This is a genomic window from Lentzea sp. NPDC004782 (assembly GCF_040609115.1).
Lineage (GTDB): Bacteria > Actinomycetota > Actinomycetes > Mycobacteriales > Pseudonocardiaceae > Lentzea.
Map to the genome: position 1 here is coordinate 182,575 of NZ_JBEXJN010000005.1, position 18,373 is coordinate 200,947.

Annotated in this window: 13 protein-coding genes; 5 read left to right on the forward strand and 8 right to left on the reverse strand. The window is 70.9% G+C overall.

The window, feature by feature from the left end; genetic code table 11:
• The first annotated feature begins 19 nt into the window (after positions 1-19).
• Entirely contained in the window at positions 20-1,513 is a 1,494-nt protein-coding gene (locus ABZV40_RS07015) for an amidase (RefSeq protein ID WP_355436990.1), read from the forward strand.
• On the opposite strand, the gene ABZV40_RS07020 is transcribed toward ABZV40_RS07015, so the two are convergent.
• The 3 genes from ABZV40_RS07020 to ABZV40_RS07030 are packed head-to-tail and all read right to left on the reverse strand — an operon-like array spanning position 1,453 to position 7,101.
• Complete coding sequence (locus ABZV40_RS07020; RefSeq protein ID WP_355436992.1) at positions 1,453-3,678, reverse strand: SseB family protein; 2,226 nt, start codon at positions 3,676-3,678, stop codon at positions 1,453-1,455. The two genes, ABZV40_RS07015 and ABZV40_RS07020, sit on opposite strands and share 61 nt — an antisense overlap.
• Before the next feature lie 34 nt (positions 3,679-3,712).
• Positions 3,713-4,264, reverse strand: a complete 552-nt coding sequence (locus tag ABZV40_RS07025) for a hypothetical protein (protein ID WP_355436994.1) — start codon at positions 4,262-4,264, stop codon at positions 3,713-3,715.
• On the reverse strand, positions 4,261-7,101 hold the full coding sequence (locus ABZV40_RS07030; RefSeq protein ID WP_355436996.1) for an enterotoxin A family protein: 2,841 nt from the start codon (positions 7,099-7,101) through the stop codon (positions 4,261-4,263). The genes ABZV40_RS07025 and ABZV40_RS07030 overlap by 4 nt, the downstream gene beginning before the upstream one ends.
• A gap of 838 nt (positions 7,102-7,939) precedes the next feature.
• Here ABZV40_RS07030 and ABZV40_RS07035 point away from each other — a divergent pair.
• Both ABZV40_RS07035 and ABZV40_RS07040 read left to right on the forward strand, forming a co-directional pair.
• Positions 7,940-8,170 (forward strand): hypothetical protein, encoded by a 231-nt coding sequence (locus tag ABZV40_RS07035; RefSeq protein WP_355436998.1) that lies wholly within the window; start codon positions 7,940-7,942, stop codon positions 8,168-8,170.
• Positions 8,171-8,173: 3 nt separating this feature from the next.
• Positions 8,174-8,626 carry a hypothetical protein gene (locus ABZV40_RS07040; RefSeq protein WP_355437000.1) on the forward strand — a complete coding sequence of 151 codons (453 nt, stop codon included), beginning with the start codon at positions 8,174-8,176 and terminating at the stop codon, positions 8,624-8,626.
• 22 nt (positions 8,627-8,648) lie between these two features.
• On the opposite strand, the gene ABZV40_RS07045 is transcribed toward ABZV40_RS07040, so the two are convergent.
• From ABZV40_RS07045 to ABZV40_RS07065, 5 genes are all read right to left on the reverse strand, one after another.
• Positions 8,649-9,482, reverse strand: a complete 834-nt coding sequence (locus ABZV40_RS07045; RefSeq protein ID WP_355437002.1) for a hypothetical protein — start codon at positions 9,480-9,482, stop codon at positions 8,649-8,651.
• 17 nt (positions 9,483-9,499) lie between these two features.
• Positions 9,500-10,006 (reverse strand): YbaB/EbfC family nucleoid-associated protein, encoded by a 507-nt coding sequence (locus ABZV40_RS07050; protein ID WP_355437004.1) that lies wholly within the window; start codon positions 10,004-10,006, stop codon positions 9,500-9,502.
• A 119-nt stretch (positions 10,007-10,125) separates the two neighbouring features.
• Positions 10,126-10,998 carry a hypothetical protein gene (locus ABZV40_RS07055; RefSeq protein WP_355437006.1) on the reverse strand — a complete coding sequence of 291 codons (873 nt, stop codon included), beginning with the start codon at positions 10,996-10,998 and terminating at the stop codon, positions 10,126-10,128.
• Complete coding sequence (locus ABZV40_RS07060; protein ID WP_355437008.1) at positions 10,995-11,399, reverse strand: hypothetical protein; 405 nt, start codon at positions 11,397-11,399, stop codon at positions 10,995-10,997. The genes ABZV40_RS07055 and ABZV40_RS07060 overlap by 4 nt, the downstream gene beginning before the upstream one ends.
• Positions 11,393-17,137, reverse strand: a complete 5,745-nt coding sequence (locus ABZV40_RS07065) for a hypothetical protein (protein ID WP_355437010.1) — start codon at positions 17,135-17,137, stop codon at positions 11,393-11,395. The genes ABZV40_RS07060 and ABZV40_RS07065 overlap by 7 nt, the downstream gene beginning before the upstream one ends.
• 236 nt (positions 17,138-17,373) lie before the next feature.
• Between ABZV40_RS07065 and ABZV40_RS07070 the strand changes: the two genes are divergently transcribed.
• Both ABZV40_RS07070 and ABZV40_RS07075 read left to right on the forward strand, forming a co-directional pair.
• Complete coding sequence (locus ABZV40_RS07070; RefSeq protein WP_355437012.1) at positions 17,374-17,829, forward strand: hypothetical protein; 456 nt, start codon at positions 17,374-17,376, stop codon at positions 17,827-17,829.
• 32 nt (positions 17,830-17,861) lie between these two features.
• Positions 17,862-18,350, forward strand: coding sequence for a hypothetical protein (locus ABZV40_RS07075; protein ID WP_355437014.1), 489 nt, complete (start codon positions 17,862-17,864; stop codon positions 18,348-18,350).
• The last annotated feature ends 23 nt before the right edge of the window (positions 18,351-18,373 follow it).

Genomic DNA, 18,373 nt, shown 5'->3' on the forward strand with positions numbered 1-18,373 from the left:
GGCCGCTACGGTCGGATTCATGGGGAATTTCCAGACGGCAGAAGAACTCCTGGCTGCCCTGCGCGCCGGTGACGTGACCTCGGTCGAGCTGACCGACGAGGCGATCGCTCGTGTCGAGCGGGACGACAAAGCGATCAACGCGATCTGCGTACCGGACTTCGACCGCGCCCGCGCCGCCGCGCGGGATGCCGACGCAGCGCGCGCTCGCGGCGAAGACCGGCCGCTGCTCGGCGTTCCGGTGACGGTCAAGGAGTGCTACAACGTCGCCGGGCTGCCCACGACCTGGGGCATGCCGCAGTACCGGGACTTCGTGCCGGCCGAGGACGCGGTCCAGGTGTCACGGGTCAAGGCCGCCGGGGCGGTGGTGCTCGGCAAGACCAACGTGCCCTTGGGGCTGCAGGATCTGCAGAGCTTCAACGAGATCTACGGCACCACCAACAACCCGTGGGACCACGGCCGGTCGCCGGGCGGGTCCTCAGGCGGGTCGGCGGCGGCACTGGCGGCAGGCTTCGGCGCGTTGTCCCTCGGCACCGACATCGCCGGTTCACTGCGCACGCCCGCGCACTTCTGCGGTGTCTACGCGCACAAGCCGACGCTCGGGCTGGCGGCGAGCCGCGGGATGGTCCCGCCGTCCGAGCCGGCCCTGCCGGTCGACCTCGACCTCGCCGTCGTCGGACCGATGGCGCGCACCGCCCGCGACCTCGCGCTCCTGCTCGACGTCATGGCCGGTCCGGACCCGCTGACGCTCGGCGTGGCGCACGAGTTGACCCTGCCGCCCGCGCGCCGTGACCGGCTCGGCGACTTCCGGGTCCTGGTCCTCGACGAGCATCCGCTCATCGCGACCGCATCGGCCGTGCGGGCGGGCGTGAACCGGGTGGCCGGCGCGCTCGCCGGCAGCGGCGCCCGCGTCGAACGGCACAGCCCGCTGCTCCCTGATCTGGCCGAAGCCGCGACGCTCTACACGCAGCTGTTGTTCTCGGGCTCCGTTGCGCGTTTTCCCGTCGACGAGGACGAGCGACTGCGGATCCGCGCCGCCGGACTGAGCGCGGACGACCGGAGCCTCGACGCGGCACGGTTGCGCGGCATGGTGCTCAGCCACCGCGACTGGCTGGAGGTGAACAACCACCGCGAGCTCCACCGCCACGGCTGGCGGCGGCTGTTCGCCGAGTTCGACGCCGTGGTGTGCCCGGTCACGCCGACGCCCGCGTTCCCGCACGACCACGATCCCGACCTGATGGCACGCCGGATCGACATCGACGGTGTCGAGCACCCGTTCTTCGACCAGCTCGTCTGGGCAGGTCTGGCCACCATGCCCGGCCTGCCCGCCACCGCCGTACCCGCGGGCATGTCCCCGGAGGGCCTGCCGGTGGGAGTGCAGCTCATCGGTCCGATGTTCGAGGACCGCACGCCGCTGCGGCTGGCCGAACTGCTCGAGCAGAAGATCGGAGGCTTTCAGGCGCCGGTCGCGAGCGCGGCGATCAGGTCGTCGCCCGGCAGCTCCACCCCGAGCTGACCGCCGGGGTTGACCACCAGCACACCACCGGCCAGCGCCGGGGCCAGCTCGCGGCCCGTCGTCTGCATCGGTGACACGGCCTCCTGCGGCACGTGCCCCGGTGCGGACCACGCCGCCACGAAGCGCTGTCCGCTCTGGGTGACGCCCATCCGCAGGTTGCCCTGGCCGTCGGTTTCCACGATCAGGTTGGCGTCCAGCGTCGCCGCCAGCAGGCGTTGCTGCGTCGCCCAGCCGCACGCGACGTAGCCCAGGGCCACGTCGAGGTCCGCCAGCGGTTCGGGGAAGCCGCGGCGGCGGGGACCGGGGCGGTAGTTGGGGTTCAGGTAGGTCTCGCCGGTCAGCTCGCCGTCCGGGCCCACCGCGTACGCGCCGAACAGGGTCGCGTCCGGGATGCCTTCGACGTAGTTCCGGTCGACCTCGGGGTCGGCGCACCACAGCCAGGCGTCCGGTACCTGGCGGCGGGCCTGCTCGCGCAGGGACTCCGTGACCGGTGGCAGGCCGGGGTGCAGGGTGAAGTCGTCGATGTGGTCCGGGTACTCGTGGAACGGCTTCGGCAGGACGTAGACGCGGGCGCCCTCCGCGGTTGTGGCGGTGATCAACGTCCACGGGCCCTTGAGCCGGTACAGGTGGTGTTCCCGGTCCGACCCGATCTCGGTCTCGTAGGCGAGGTTGCCGTCCGCGCCGCCGTAGCGGTGCACGAACAGGTCCTCGACCTTGGTCAGCCGCACGCCGGTCATCGTGTCCAGCGGCGGGTCCTGCTCGGAGATCACCTGGTACGGCGACTGCCACGCGGGCAGTTCCTCGTCGAGCTCGAACCGCAGGGCGTCCTGGTTCTCGATGAGCTGGCCGATCAGGTAGGTGACCGCGTTGCGGACGTCCGCGAACCGCTCGTGCTTCTCCTTCAGCTCGCCCTCGGCCCAGTAGACCTCGTACCAGTCGCCGTCGCGGACCAGGCACCACGCCTGGTCGCGGTGACCCTCCAGGCTGTAGAAGCGCGGGCTGGTCTGGACGCGGACGATCACCTCGACGAGCGGCGTCAGCGCCCTGCGGAACGCCGCCTCGACCTGGTTCTCGCTGAACGGCCTGCCCATGGCGAGCGCCGCGGCCCTGGCCTTCGCGATCTCCGGGACGACGGGGAGCTCGTACCGCTGCTGGCGGATGTGGTCCACCAGCGCCATCGGCGGCGGGATCTCGTGCCGGCGCAGGTAGTACGCGACACCCGCGGGCCACACCCAGCGGCCGTCGGTCTGGTAGGCGAGCGGCACGACCTCCTCGTCGCCGCCTGCGAAGAGGTCCTTCGCCGAGCCGCGCGACGACAGGACCACCGGAGCGTTCTCCAGGTAGCGCAGCAGCGGAACCTGTTCTCCGGCACCGATCATCGGGCGGTACCAGACGCCCTTGCCGTCCTCGATCACGTCGAACGCGCGCGCCAGTTCGAGCTGGGTGTCCTGCTGGGGTGGCAACGCACTGAGGCGTTCCGGATGCTGCATCTCGCCCGCCGCACGCCACATCCACTGCGGCACCGCTCCCGGCCGCCGCGGAAGCAGTCGCAGCTCGTCCGCGGCGTGCTGAACAGAGGCTTCGTAGCCAGGCGAGACCTGCCAGTCCGGCTTCTCCTGTTCCTTTTCCTCGAACCGCAGGGAGGTCTCACCACCCGCTACCGACGTGAAGCTCAGGGAGTACCAGGTACCGAACCAATCCAAGAACTGCCGCAGCCGGAACCGGTGCAACCACTGGCTGGCCATCACTGGCGGCACCCACACGTGGGTGGTGCCGTCGATGACCACCGTCGCCTCGATCTCCATGCGGCGGACCAACGCGCGACACCGGAGGTCGACCTGCTGCCAGCCGTCCGGCACGAGCGCGATGAGGGCTTCCCGGACCTGGCTCGCGATCGAGGTGTTGGTGCGCGGAATCTTGTCGCCGGCCGGCAAGAACGGGTAAGGCGTCCTGGGACGAGGAAGCGGAGGCAGCTCGCGGAGGAAGACCAGCCGTTCGGTGCTCAGGTGGCCCTGCAACGGATCCAGGTCGGTCGGCGCCGCGCCCTCGTCGGTGATGCGCCAGATCTCGGCGCCCAGCACCGTCTCGAACTGCGCGGTCGTCGCGTCCGCGCCGGGCTCGATCCGGAACGCCTTGTTCCCGTCGATCGCGATGTCGAACTGCACGTGCTTCACTCCTCGCCGCACACTGGGAAAACGGTCACGACTGCCGTGGTTCGACGAACTCGGCCCACTTCGGCGGCTGCTTGCCCATCTCCTCCATCATCTCCAGCATGTCGCGGAGATCCGTGACGTTCGGTGCCGTGTCCGCGAACCAGTCGCTGACGCTGTCCCACGCCCGGCGCGCGCCCTCGCCCTCGACGACGTCCCACACCGGCGGGTCGTCCTGGTCCAGGTCGGCGCCGTCGACGACGTGGTAGGCGTAACCCTGGTGCGCCGTGAGCGCGAGCAGGCCGCGCGGGTCGGCCAGCTCGTGGTCGAGACCGCCCAGCGTGGCGACGACGTGCCTCTTGCGTTCGGCGGTCATCGCGCCGACCCCGAACGCCGTGCCGGCCAGCCACAGTCCTGATCGGACACCCATGATGCGCAACACCGCGCGCACCGCCTCGGGAACGCGGTCCACGCCCTGGTCCGCGGCCATCTGGTCGATCTGGTCGTCGGACGCGCCCACCACGGACCCGCGGCGCAGGCCGTTCGCGCACACGCGGTCGAAGATGGCGGCGATGCGCTCGCTCGCGTTGTCAGGGTTCACAGCGGGTAGAGCCTCTCTCCAGCTCGGTTGACGACTTCCAGGCGCATGTTCGGGAAAATGCGCTCGTAGGCGAGCATGATCTTCTGGCACGACATGCAGATCTGGAACTCGGCCGGTGTTCCGTCGCGCTTGGCCGACGGCAGGTCGACCACCATGCGGAGATCACCCGAGATGTCCGCCGCGGAGAACGGCGTGTAGGTCGTACCGTTCGCCTCCGCCTTCGCCGCCGCGCGCTTGTTCAGCTCGTCGATCGCGAGGGACATGCGGTCCTGCGTGCGCTGCACCTCGCCCTTGAAGCCGTTCTTGTAGTAGTTCTCGTCTTCCTTGTTGAGCGTGTCGACCATCTTGTTGGCCTGGCGCAGCGCCGTGTCGACCTCGTTGCGGGACAACCCGCTGTACTCGGCGAGCTGGTGCCGCGCGAGGTCCTCGAACATCTTCGGTTCCGAGTCGTTGGCCCTGGGGGTGCCGCTGCCGTCGCGCCAGCCGCCGCTCTCCGGGTCGTACGAGGTCGCGTTGGACGTCTCGAAGAGCCGCTCGTTCTTCGGCGGTTGCTGCGGGGCTTCCGCCGCGGGACTCCAGTCGTGCTGCTTGCCGCTGAAGTTGTAGAAGTCGGCCGACTCGCCGTCGCGGTCACTGCGGTAGCGCGCCGTCGACAGGGTGCGCTCGTGCGGACGGCGTTCGGCGTCCGTGGCCGGGTTGCGGCCGGTGAGTTCACGCACCGCGTCCAGGCCCTCCTCCCGCTTCTCGCGGTTTTCTTCGCGCAGCTCGCGGAAGTCGTCCTCGCGCTCGCCCCGCCGCTCGGCGTCCCCCGGCGCGGACTCGGGCGTCTCGTCACCCCAGGTCGGCGTGTGCCCCGGCGGGTAAGGACTTTCGTGGATGTGCTGCTCGCCGTGGGGACCGAACGTGCGCCACTCGCCGTCCGGCGGCCAGCCGGGACGCCCGTTGTCCTGGGCGCTGGTGGCGAAGACGTTGCCCTCGTAGTCGACCCAGGCGTGCGTGTTCGGCGCGGTGACCGGCGTGCCGAGCTCCCGGGCGAGCTGGGCCGCGAAGCCGTTGTCGTGCTTGCCCGCGTCGCACCCGACGAGGGTGATCGGGTCACCCTTCTTGTAGTCGGGGTTCGCGCGGATGATGTCCGCGACGTCCTTCGGCATGAGCGGGTAACGGCCCACGCGCGCGTTGTCCTTGTTGCTGTGCAGGTCGACGACGAACTGGCCGGGGATCTTCTGCATTGCTCCGGCCGTGTGGTGGGCGTTGCGGTCGTTGCCCACGTCGTAGATCGACATGCCGGCCGGAGTGGTGTGCACGTGGTCGCGCACTTCCGCGTCGAGCTCCTCGTTGAGTGAGCCGAGGCGGTCGCGGAGCGGTTTCTCCTGGCGTTTCGGGGGTTCCTCTTCGTGGTCCTGTTTGGACGGTGGTTCGTGGTGTTGTGACCGGTCGTGCGGTTCGTGGTCCTGGTGCCGGGTGTCCTCGGACGGATGCGGGTGCTCGGTCCGCGCGGCCTCGGGCTCGGCGTGACGCGGCTCGGCGTGGTCCTGATGCCGGTGGTCCTCCGACGGATGCGGGTGCTCGGTCCGCGCGACCCCGGGCTCGGTGTGCCGCGGCTCGGTGTGGCTGGGTTCGGCGTGGTCCTGCGCGTTCAGGCGGTCGAGCACCGAGGACGTGGACGGCCGGTCGGGGTGCGCCGGTGTCGCAGGCCGGTCGGAGTGGCCGGATGGCTGGGACGGCGGCGAGGTGTTGAGCCGCTCCGCGATCGACGGGCGGGTCAGGTTCGGCTGCGGCAGTGGTTGCGTCGGTCCGGGCTGGCGCTTTTCGGGTGCGTCGGACTTCGGCGGAGTCTCCGCGTGCCGCGGTGGGGCCGGTTCCTGGCTGGGGTGCGTCCGGTCAGCGGGAGCGTGGTCCGTCTGCGCGGTGGTGGTGTCGCTGGTCTTGTGGCCGACGAAGTCCGGGTTCGGCACGAACGGCCCGAGCACGAACTCGCCCGCCTCGCGCCGGACCTGGTGCCAGCCCTCGACGTAACGCCAGTCGATGCCGCCGGGGAAGAGCGTCTCGTTCTCGTCGTACTCGCGGCCGTGGCCGGTGTTGTGCAGCGTCTCGTCGGTCATGATGCCGCCAGGCGCCTTGACCACGTACATCTTTCCTTCGCCGACGCCCGCGCGCTCCATCGCCTTGTGCTGCTCGGAGCTGGTGCTGACGTAGGCGTTGGTGTGCCCGTCGACGTGCCGCAGCAGGTCCGGCTTCTCGTCGGGCCGCGGCACGTCGAACCCGCCCGCCGCCTTGATCTCCTCCGGCGAGCGGGTGTCGCCGCGGTACAGGGCGTTCTCGTCACGTTGCCAGCCGGGGACGTCCCGGTGCGCGACCTTCGACGGGTCCACCCCGTACGTCGACGGGTCGACGTGCCGCATGGCGACCGGCGGGCCGCCGTCCGGGCCGGGAGGCGGTGGCGTGTGCTGCTGGTGAGCGTCGGGGGTGTGCGGCGGGTTCTGGTGTTCCGGCGGCGGACCGCTCGGCCGCTCGCCACCGTGCGGGACGGGCGTGTGGTGTGCCGGCGGGGCTTGCTGGTGCAAGCCCGCAGGCGGGCCGGCGGGGCGGGGTGCGGTCGGCGCGTTGGGGTGCGGACCAGGGCCGCCGTACGGGGCGGTTGGGCGCGGGCCTGGACCACCGGGCGGCGTGTTCGGGCGCGGGCCGTCGCCCGGCAGGCCAGGACGCATGCCGGGTCCGCCGTGCGAGGGGCCTCGACCGCCGGGCGGCACACCGGGGCCGTTGGGGTGCACGCCCGGACCGCCCGCGGGCAAGCCGGGGCGAACGCCGGGGTGCGTGCCGGGACCACCTGGGCGCATGCCCGGACCGTTGCCGGGCAGGCCAGGGCGCGTGCCCGGACCGTGCGCCGGCGATCCGGGGCGCGTGCCAGGACCACCGGGGTGCGCGCCCGCAGGCAGGCCAGGACCACCGGGGCGCGTGCCAGGACCACCGGGGTGCGCGCCCGCAGGCAGGCCAGGACCACCGGGGCGCGTGCCCGGAGCGCCTCCGGGCACACCGGGGGCAGGGCCGTTGCGTCCGGCGGCCGGGTGGGGGCCACCCGGTCCGAACGCGCCAGGACCGTGAGGCCCGGGGCCGTTCGGGTTGGGCATTCCGCGACCCGGTCCACCTGGAGGCGGACCGTCGTTCGGGCCCCGGAAGCCCTGCGGCGTGGTGTGAGGTGCCGGTCCGCCGAGGTTGGGGGCGGGGCGAGGAGCGGACGTTCCTGGACCAGGGGCGCCGGGCGGATGGTTGCGGCCGCCGGCCATCGGCGCTGCGGCGGGCGGGCCGGGCGCACGGCCCGGACCGGGTGCGGCGGGGGTGCTTCCCGGCGCACGTCCCTGGCCGGCGGCCATCGGCGCGTTCGGAGGTGGGCCACCCGCGGGGGTGCGCACGCCCGGAGGTGGGTTGCCGACGGGCGCACGGCTTTGACCACCTGCCGGTGGCGGCGGGCCACCAGCGGGTCCACGACCCTGACCTCCGGCCGCCGTCGCACCCGCAGGTGGGCCGACGGGTGCACGGCCGGCGGCAGGCGCACCACCGGCAGGTCCACGCCCCGCGCCACCAGCCGCAGGCGGGCTGCCGGCAGGTCCACGTCCCGGGCTGCCAGCCGCAGGCACACCACCAGCGGGTCCGCGCCCCTGACCACCGGCAGGCGTCGTGCCCGGCCGAGCACCGGGGCCCGCGGTCGGACCGCCTCCCAGGTTCGGCGGGCGCGGCGGTGTGCCGCCTCCCGCGGGTGGTTTGGCACCACCGGAGGCTGTCGCGTTCGACGAGGTCGTGAGGCCACCCGGCTTGTCGGGCAGCTTCACCGACGGGGCCGAGGGTGCGGGTGTCCTGGCGGAGGTGCCGGCCGAGGTGCCGCCCGCGATCGAGGGCGGTGCCGAGTAGCGGTTGCCCGAAGAAGAGGAGGTCGACGAGGAGGTCGTGGAGGTGCTGGGCGAGGCGGTGCTGGTGGGTGGCGCCTTCGGCTGGACGCGGTTCATCGACGACGCGACCGAGTGGTCGGTGTCGCGGGCGGTGCGGGCGGTTTCCTTGGTCTTGGTGCCTGCGTGGTCCGCCGCGGTGGCTGCCTTTTCGGCGCCGCCGCGGGCCGTTTGGATCGCCTTGTCGGCGTGCTGCATCGCCACCTGGCCGAACACGCCGGCGCTGCCCGAGGTGGCGTTGATGTTCAGCTTGCTCGCGACGCTGGAGCGGACCTGGTCACCGCGGTTGGTGATCTTGCCGCCGAGCGACTCGACGGCGTCCGGGTCCATGCGGGTGCCACGGCCGCCCACCCCGCCCGGCGACGGAGACGGTGACCGGGTGGGGTGGCCGCCGCTGTCGGGGTGCGAGCCACCGCCGTGATGAGATCGGGTCTTGCCGGTCATCAGGCGGTGGCAGGCGGCATGTCATAGGGCTTCACGGCGTCGTACGCGGACTTCGCGTAACCGCCGTACTCCGCGAACCGTCCCAGGCCCTTGACCAGGCCCTCCATCTTCTCCGCCAGCTTGGCCAGGCGGCCGCCGAAGCGGGCCATCGCGGACGCCAGCTTCGAGAGCCTGCCCGCGATCTTGGTCGCCATCATGGCGCCACGGGTGCCCGCGTAGCCCGCGTACGCGGCGATGGAGCTGCCCAGCGTGACCACGGCCGACGCGGCGGCGATCAGCGCGCCCGCGATCAGTTCACCCACGAAGTCCGAGATCCAGCCGAACACCAGCGACCGCAGTTCGCAGACGAGCGCGCCGGACAACGCGTAGATCGCCGCGGTGCCGTCCATGGTCTTGCCGAGCGCCTCGTACTCGCCCGCCATCTGCTCCATCTCGCGCTTGAACGCGTCCCCCGACGCGCCCTCCCAGTCGGAGACGCCGCGCAGGTCCTCGCGGTGCTCCTGGGCGATCATCTTCATCTCCAGCGCGGCCTGCTTGAGCTGGTCGGTGTTCGCGTTGATCTCGTCCGGGTTGCCGAGCAACGCGTCCAGCGGCTCGCGCAGGAAGTCGACGTGCTCCAGCAGCCAGCCGACACCGGCGGACGCGAGCATGCTCAGCGGGTTGGCCATGGTGCTGACCAGGTCGACCACCATGCCGGCACCGCCGAGTGCGACGTCGATGACGTCCGGGCCTTCGCCTTCGGACTCCGACGTCAGCGAGTCGACGAAACCCGCGACGCTGTCGACCACGCCGGCGCCGGTCGACCACGTGGTCGTGCTGTTCTCCTCTGCCACGGTTCCCCCAGTGCGGATCAGCGGTTGCGGAAGATCGAGTTGTCGCCGAAGTCCTCGTCCTCATCGGCGCTCGGACGCGGCGCGGGGCGACGGGCAGGAGGCGGCGGCGCGGCGGTCGCGGCGCGTTCCTCGTACTCCTCGTTGAACGCGTACGCCGGTGCCTGCTGCTGCTCTTCCTCCTCGGGCGGCGGCAGGTACTCGGTGATCATGCGATACGTCTCGGAGCCCTCGCCCTCGACCGCACCGAACGTCTCGGCGACCTTCACGGCCGCACCGCGCTGGGCCTTGCGCGCGATCTCGAGGATCTCACCGGACAGCTGGCTGTGCGACTTCCGCATCGCGTCCGCCGTCAGTTCGAGGCCGGTCAGCGCACCGTTCGGCGCGACGCTCACCCTGATCGTCCCGTCGTTCGACGACGCCGAACCACCCGCCTGCGCCAGCCCCTCCTGGACCGCGGCGGCCTTCGCCTGCGCGTCGGCGATCTTCGCCTCGAAGTCCCGCATCCACTCTTCGGGCGTCTTCACCAGCACTCCACCTCGCACTCGACCGTACGGCCCAGAGCATTCCACAGGCGAGGTGACCGCGTTGCCCGAACGGCTGAATCCGGGTCCGCTGAGGACGGTCGAGAGCAGACTCCTCCCCGTCAGCCGGTCAACGCGCGGACCGCCGACTCCGCCGTCGTCCTGGCCTGCTCGGCGGTCGCGTTCTTCAGCTCGACCTGCGCCCCGGCCCAGAAGTCGTTGTCCCGCACTGCGCTCACCGCCGCCCGCCCACCGAAGGCGTCCTGCGAGACGCACTGCGAAACGAAGGCGGAGACCGTGGGACGAACATCAGGACCGCAGAACAGGGCCACGTAGTCGTGGGCGTTGCGGCGCAGCTCCTGCAGCCGCGGCCGCCAGCGGAACGGGTCTACCGGCGGCCGGGCGAAGGTCACCTGGAGCCGGGTGTCGCCCGAGGTCGACGTGCAGGTGCCCGGCGTGCCGGGCTGGATGCCGGGGAACGCGGCGCGCAGCCGGTCGCAGCTGAACGGGGCGTCCGAAGTGGGCAGGGGTGGCGACACCTCCGCGGTCACCAGGTAGAGCGGTTCGGCGCAGGGCAGGGCGACGACCGAGCCCGAGATGCCGGGCCCCTGGTACTCCAGCGAGAACCGGCCGTCGGACGCGGAGCTGTTGCCGCCCACGAGCCAGCCGCGGGCGCTGATCAGCTTCTCCACCGACGCCCGCAGACCCGACAGCGACGAGACCTTGCCCGCCGCCACGACCCGGTCCACGTCGGGGTCGGGCTGTGCCAGCGTCGACTCGCCCGACGGCACCTCGGCGCCGGACGCCGCGGGCAGCACGGAACCGGCTGCGCCCGTCACCTCCGGCGGCACCAGGAGATCGGTGCCCAGCGAGGCCGCCGGCCTGCCCGAGGACATGATCGAGGAGACCCTGGTGCAGTCCGCGGGGTTCACCGTCGAACCCGGCTGTCCACAGGAGACAGCGAAGAGGACCAGGACCACCACGAGAAGCCTCACTTGATGCTGCCCTCCGCCGACGACGAGCAGTACCGCACGCCGTTGAGCTTGTCGAGGTTGTCGAAGGTGGCCTTGTAGCCGTTCAGGGTCGCGCCCGGATAGTCCAAAGCGGACCGTCCGCCCTCCACCTCGTGGCGCGCCACACCGTCGGACCCGCTGGTCGCCTGCGCGATCAACCGGCCCTCCTCGGCACCGCCGGGACCGGTGGCGCGCGTGTAGAACGCCACCCGGCCGCCCGAGACCGGCGAGCCGTCCGAGGTCAGCACCGCTTCGAGCACCAGCGGAGTGCCGGATGCCGGACGGGCCTGCAGTGCGGTGCTCGTGCAGAACGCGCCGCAGGCCGTCGCCGCGGTGGAAGCGGCGACGACCAGCAGCACTGCGCAGAGATTCCTGATCAACACGAACCGAGGTTCCAGTCGCTGATGCCGAGTTGGGAGTCGGCGAACGGTGAGGCGAAGTACGCCAGCAGGTCGATCAGGTAGTCCGGGATCGCGTCACCCGCGTCCAGGAACATGATCATCTGCTGTCCGTCCGCGCCGTGCACGACGATACCGTTCGGGCCGGTCGCGACCTTGCCCGGCTTGGTCGACAGCTGCAGGCAGCCGAGGTTCACGCCGAGCGCCGCCAGCTGCAGCTTCGAGCTGATCGGCCGGTACTGCTGGTCGTAGCGGTGGTACTGGATCGTGTGCGTCTCCCCCAGCACCAGGCGCTCGTCGTAGGCGTCGGGCAGGCCCAGCGGACGTTCGATCCGGAAGCGGAGGTCGACGTCCGCGTTGATGTCGACACCGCTCGTGCCGACCTCGACGCGGTCGTAGTCACCGCGGTCGAACGCGGGCATCACGTAACCCGCGAACGCCGGCACGCCGTCGATGTTGAACGGCACCTTGGCCGGGCGCACGGTCAGCGCGGCGATGTCGTGGATCGCGAAGCCGATGTCCGCGATCTTCGACGGCTTGAGCCCGTAGTGGCCGGCCAGCGTGCCGGTGAAGAAGTTCACCGGGTCGGAGAACAGCTCCTCGTTCACGTCGGTCTTCTTGAACTCCGACGCGAGGATCAGGCCCGTGTGGAACTCGATCAACGGCGTGCGCGGCGTGGACTTGAACTCGACGGACGAGTCCTGCTTCAGCGTCGCCTCGGTCTTGCCGCCGAGGTCCTGGAACCGCAGCGAGATCCCGCTGATGCCGCCCTTGATCGCGTCCGGCTTGTCGCTGGTGGCCAGGACGATCTGGGCCTCCAGGGCGAACAGGCCGTCCAAGGTGCTCGCCGGCGAGGTGTAGGCGAAGTCCGGCGCCGTGATGCCCGCCGTCTTCACCGCCGTGGTGATCTCGAACTGCGCGGGCACGTCGGTCAGCTGCGCGATGCCGCTGGCCGGCTTGCCCTCGTAGGTCGCGGACGCCTTCAGCACGAGCTTGTTGATCGGTGCCGAGTTGGCGACGCTGATCTTCGAGCCCTCGCCGAACTTGGCCTTCACACCGACCTTGCCGGGGATCGGGTCGAGCTGGGCCAGCGCCCGCGCGGTGCCGAGCTTCGGCACGTTGTAGGCCTCGGCGTGCACCTCGATCGAACCGGCGTTGACGACACCCGCGTCGTAGGCGAACTCCAGGCCGTTGGCACCGACGGAGATCGGGCCCAGCTTGAAGTCGATCGCGGCCGGCAGGTTCGTCAGCGTCACCTTGGCCTTCGCCCCGGTCAGCGGTTCCGGCGTGAACACCGAGTCGGCGACGTGGAGCTCCAGCCGGTCGACGACCGGGTGGTAGTTGCTGAACGAGAACGAGCTGGTGGTGAGGTCGGCGGTCACCTCGGTCGGCAGGCCCGAGATGTTGATGATGCCGACCACGCCGTAGCAGCCGCGGTCCGTGCAGAACGGGCCGTCGTCGCGCGGGCAGCCGTCGCCCGCGCACTTGCCGTCCACCACCGCGATGCCGTTGGCGAACTTCGGTGCGCCGAGGCCGTTCAGCGCGGCCTCCTTGCCCAGCCACGCCTGCAGTTCCAGCGCGAGCTGCCGGTCCGCGCGATAGGTGAGCACGCCCTTGTTCGAGCCGATCGTCAGCGTGCCGGGCACCGGGCCGAGCCTGCCGAGCGCGGCCAGCCGCACCGCACCGTTCAGCCGGACGTCGGCGTCCAGCGCGATCGTCTGCGAGGCGATGTTGAACTTCGTGGTGAAGTCTCCGCCCGTGTGCGTGTACTCGGCCCTTGAGAACCCGCTGAGCGCCGCACTGCCGTCAACGTCCTCAGTGGACTGGTTGTAGTGGACCGCGAGGTGCGACCCCGTCGGCGCCTGGGCACCGTCGTGGTTGGTGACCGCGAACGCCGCCGAACCCAGCGGCGCGGACTCGGCCGCCAGCAGGTACTTCCCCTCGGCCCAGTCGGCGGTGAACTTCGACGGGATGTCGCGCAGGTCGCCGAACGCGGACCACCTGCGGCCGTTCACCGGGATGTCGCGGACCAGCGCCGTGACGGCACCGATCGGCGCGGACATGGTGACCTCCGCGTGCTTCGCCGGTGCGTCCACCAGCACGTCCGCCGAGGCCGGCACGCCGAAGACACCCGCGCGCAGGTACCCGGCGCTGTCCCCGGTCACGGTCAGCGAGATCTCGTCGACCGGCGCGGAGTTGCGCATGCTCACCGATGTCCGGTCGCCGAGCTGGCCGACCAGGTGCATCGACGCGGGCAGCTTGCCGGCGACGCCCTTGGCCCGCAGCACGGGGAACCGCGCGTCGGTGGTGCGGGCATCGGCTTCGAGGGTCAGCGTGCCCAGCGGCGCGGACGCGGTGTACCCGACGTCGATCCTGCCGTCGGCCACGTCCAACGGGCCGACGGTGAGGTCGACCGGTGAGGCGAGACCGGACAGCGTGGCCAGTGCCTTGAAGTCCGGCAGCCGGTCGATCAGCCCGTGCACGCCCACGTACGCCTGCAGCGGCGCAGTCGGCCGGTAGTCGTCCAGCACGACCTTGCGCGCGTTGAGGTCGATCGTGATCCCGGTCGGCAGGCCCGGCAGCTGCACCGTGCCCACGACGCCGAAGCAGCGCGGGAACACCTGGCAGAACGGGCTTTCGTCCTTCGCGCAGCCGGCACCCTCCGCACAGCCGCGGGCGACGGCGGCGACACCGTTGGCGAACAACGGCGCACCGAGCCCGTTCAGCGCGGAGACCTTGCCGAACGCCACGTTCAACGCCAGCCCGACGTTGCGGTCGGCCGCGTAGGTGATCTTGCCGTCACCGACGTCGACGCGGATCGTGCTCGGCAGGTTGTCGATCCGGCCCAGCACGGAATATCTCGTGTCGTCGGTGTTCCCGGCCGCCAGCAGCACGTCCGCGTCCACGAACACCGGATCACCACCGGTGTCGGTGTCGAGCCGGAACGTCTGGTTGCCGGTCGAGGCCCGCGAGTACTCGATGTGCGACAGCTTGCGCACCGACACGCTCGCGTCCAGGTCCTGCGTGGTCTGCTCGTAGTGCACAGCCGCGTGCAGACCGGTGGGCGCGGCCGTGCCGCGGTGGTTGGTCACCGCGAGCTTCGCGACGCCCAGCGGTGCGCTCAGCGCGCGGAACCGCAGGTTGCCGTCCGCCCAGTCGGCGTCGAAGTCGGCGGGCACCGCTTCGAGGTGCGTCAGCGCGGTCCAGTCCCGGCCGCCGACCGGGAACCGCGCCACCACGTCCACCAGGTCGAGCGACTGCGCGAGCTTGCCCTGCAGGTGCTTGGCGGCGAGGTCGACCAGCACCTCGACGCTCGTCGGCACCCCGGTCGTCAACGCGGACAGGTACCTGTCGTCCTCCGGCCGCAGCTGCTCGACGTGGTCGGGGCTCGCGAAGAGCTCGATCCGCGGGATGCGGCTGGACGCGGCGTACTTGACCCGCGGCTTGTCGCCGAGGTCGTACTCTACGTCCACTGTGGACGGAACGGCGAGCACCGTGCCGAACAACGTCGGACCGCTCTTGGTGTTCGTGTACGCGACGTGCGCCCGGTCGACGACCTCGCTCGCCCGGTAGGCGATCTTGCGCGCCACCGTGTCCGCGTCGATCGACGCGGACTTGGGCAGGTTGGAGATCTCCAGCCGCGCCTCGTGCTCGCCGTCGACGTCGGCGGCACCGACGAACGCCTGGCCGCCGGGCGAGAACTCGGTCCGCAACCGGGTGTGACCGTCGAAGAACGCGTCGACCAGCTTCAGTCCGCTCACCTGCGCGCTGGCACCGATCGCCTGGTCCCGCGTGATCACCGTGGTGTGGTCGCCTTCGAGAGGTGCGAACGCGCCGAGGTTCTTCGAGAACGCCACGGTCGCCGAGCCCAGCGGCTGGCCCGCGGTGAAGTTCGCGTGCTTGGCACCGCGGTCGACCTCGAAGTCGACCTTGGTGGGCAGCTTGCGCAGTGCACCGCGGCCGACGATCGCGGGATCGCGGTCGTAGAAGTTCACGTCCAGCGACTCCAGCGCGCCGGAAGCCGTGTAGTGCGCGGAGATCTTGTCCTGCTCGGTCTTCAGCTGCGCGTCCCACTTCGCGGGCACGGCCTTCGCACCGGCCTGCACGGCCCAGTCGAACCGGTCCTGACCGCTGTAGACGTAGTCCGCGAACAGCACGTCAGCGATGGCCGACTCGGCCTGGTAGTCGATGGTCGTCTCACCACCGCCGACCGGCCGGGTCATCGCCGCGGACACCTGCGACGGCAACGTGTCGATCTTCAACTGGTCGAACCGGTTCCTCCCGCCCTGGTTGGTCAGCACCTGGGCGTCGAGGTGCGTGCCGACGTCGCTGCGTGCGTCCACAGTGGCCTTCTGCGGCCGGTCCTGCGCGCCCATGTCGATGAACGCGTGAGCGGTGAACAGTCTTGGCACAGGCGAAAAGCGCGCACTGGCAACGGTCGGGTCGTACGCGTCGCCCTTGTCGTCGTCGCGCACGGACGCGATACCGGCCGTGATCGCGAACGCATTGCCCGCACCGAGTTGCAGCAACGACGCCTTGACGTCGAACACGCCGCGCGCGATCTCGAAGGGGTTCAACGTGAAGATGCCGATGGTGGCCGTGGAGAGGCTGGTGCCGCGGCGGAACCCGTCGTAGCCGAGCGACACCCGCTTGTGGCCGGGCAGGTCGTAGACGCCCCACACGTGCGCGGGCAGGTCGCGGCCGGCGAACTCGCTGGTGGGCAGGCGCAGCGTGACCATGGCGAGGCCGACGTTGATGATCCGCAGCAGCGCCTCGAGCTTCTCCTGCAGCGTGGTCCTCAGGTTGTCCAGCAACGACTCCAGCTGCAGCTTCTCGATCAGCAGCTCGGGGTGCAGGATCACGTTCAGCGGGTCCTTCAGCAGCTCCAGCACCACGTTGAGCCGCTTGGTCGCGTCGTCGATCTGCCGCTGCACGTTCAGCAGGTCGCGGACCGGGCCGACGATCTCGCCGACCGCGACGGCGGGCAGCACGTCCGCGAGCACGTCGGGCGTGCGGTCACCGGTGACGTCGACGATCGCGGGCACGCCGAGCGGCAGCGTGAGCGAGCACGACACCTGCTTGGTCGCCGACTCGGAGCAGACCCGGTAGGTGACCCTCGGGATCCCGTCCGGCAGCTCGTTCAGCAGCGCCAACGGGTCGACGGGCAGCGGTGGCGGGATGTTCCCGGACGTGAGGGCGTCGATCAGCTCCTGCAGCGTCGCCCGCCGGGTCGGATCGATGAACTGGGCCGACGACACCTGCGGCTGCAGCTTCGTCGCGTCGAGGTCGGGGGTGCCCTGCGGGGTGGCCCGGCCCGCGTTCTTCAGCGTGGTCAGGGCGTCGGCGGCGGTCAGGTCGACCAGCTTCTGGCCCGGCTGCTCCGGCAGCGTCAGCTGGTACGGGCGGGCCTGCGGATTCGGCACGACCGGCGCCTTCTCGACCGGCACGGTGCCCGGAGCGGGATTCAGTGCGGGCAGCGCCGGGATTTCCTGCAGCGCTCTGGATCTTTCTCGCGGCACCTGCACCGAGCCGTTCGGCCCCGGATCAACGGGCTCGACCGGTGGAATTGCCTGCAGCTGCGGCGCCACCGCGGCGTCGGCCTGCTGCACTTTTCCGGTCGGAACGTGCTTGTTGCTCACCTGCGCCTGCTGCGCTGGTGGCGGCGGTGGAGGTGGCTCGGGGTCGGCCAGCGCGACCTTCGTGCCGAGACCCACCTGAGCCAACACAACTAATGAGACAAAAGCATGCGAAAACAGCCGTCGCGACACTTGACCCCCTAGGTTTTCCCCAAAACCTGAAGCGGAGTCTTACAGATCGAACGGCACCGCACTAGCAATTTCCACCAACATGAGCAAAGCTCCCGACAATTTGTGCCAAGCATTGTCGGTGGTACCACTACTGAGTGGACCTGGGCGTGTGCAGCGCGGTGTCGCGTCCGGCCGGCCCGAGACTGGAAGGCGTGGACACCAGGAAACGAGTCGATCCGGTCCGGCGCGGTCGCACGATTCTGGGCGCGTCGTTGGTGATCACAGCCGCCGCGGCGGGCACACGGGCCGCCGCGGGGTTCAGCCACGAGGCGGAGACCGAGCTCGCGATCCGCGCGGACGACGGCCTGGGCGTCACGGTCGCACTGCACGCCGGGCTCACCTGGGGCTGGCTGCTGTTCGCGGTGCTGGCCGGGATCGCCGCGGTTCCGTTGCTGGTCAACGGAACGGGCCGGCTGTTCGCGGCCGGCGTCTGCTACGCGCTGGGCATGCCGTTGCTGCTGCTCGGAATCGGTGTGCCCGCACCGGTTTCCGCGGTCAGGACGCTGACGTGGGTGGCGTGCGGTGCAGTCCTGCTGCTGGCGTGCTTCGTGATGCTGACCTCCGGTCCCGTTCCGCAGCAACGACGTCGATCCGTGCGAACCCGCTGAAAACCGCGGTCCGGCCTGGCAGGGTGTCGGCCATGATCGAGACAGCCCGGCTGGCCGGGTTCTTCGCCGCCCACGGGGTGTGGTGCGTTTCCGAGGGAGAAACGCTGATCCCGTTGCTCGGCTACGAGCACACCGACGGCGAGTACGGCATGAACCGGTTGATGTACGACGACATCGCCGAAGGCGCCCGCGCGGGCCAGGACGCGCTGGCGGACGGCGATCCCGGCTGGGTCGGCGCGGTGCTGGTGGCCGACGGCTACGTCCACCTCGAGCGGGGCAGGACGGACGCGTTGATCGTCGAGGCCGTGCAGTACGGGCCGCACCGGCAGAGCCTGCAGGTCGCGGTGCCGTACCGGCCGGCGCAGGACCCGCGCGGATTCGCGGTGCACAGGCCGAAGTTCATGGGCGTGGAGTGCGACGACCCGGACCTCGGCCCGGTGGCGGAGGCCTTCTTCGTCGGTGCCGCGTCCCACACGGAAGCCAACGCCGTGTGGGACGCGCACCTCGACGAGTCGATCTAGCGGCGCGTCTCCGAGCCACACCT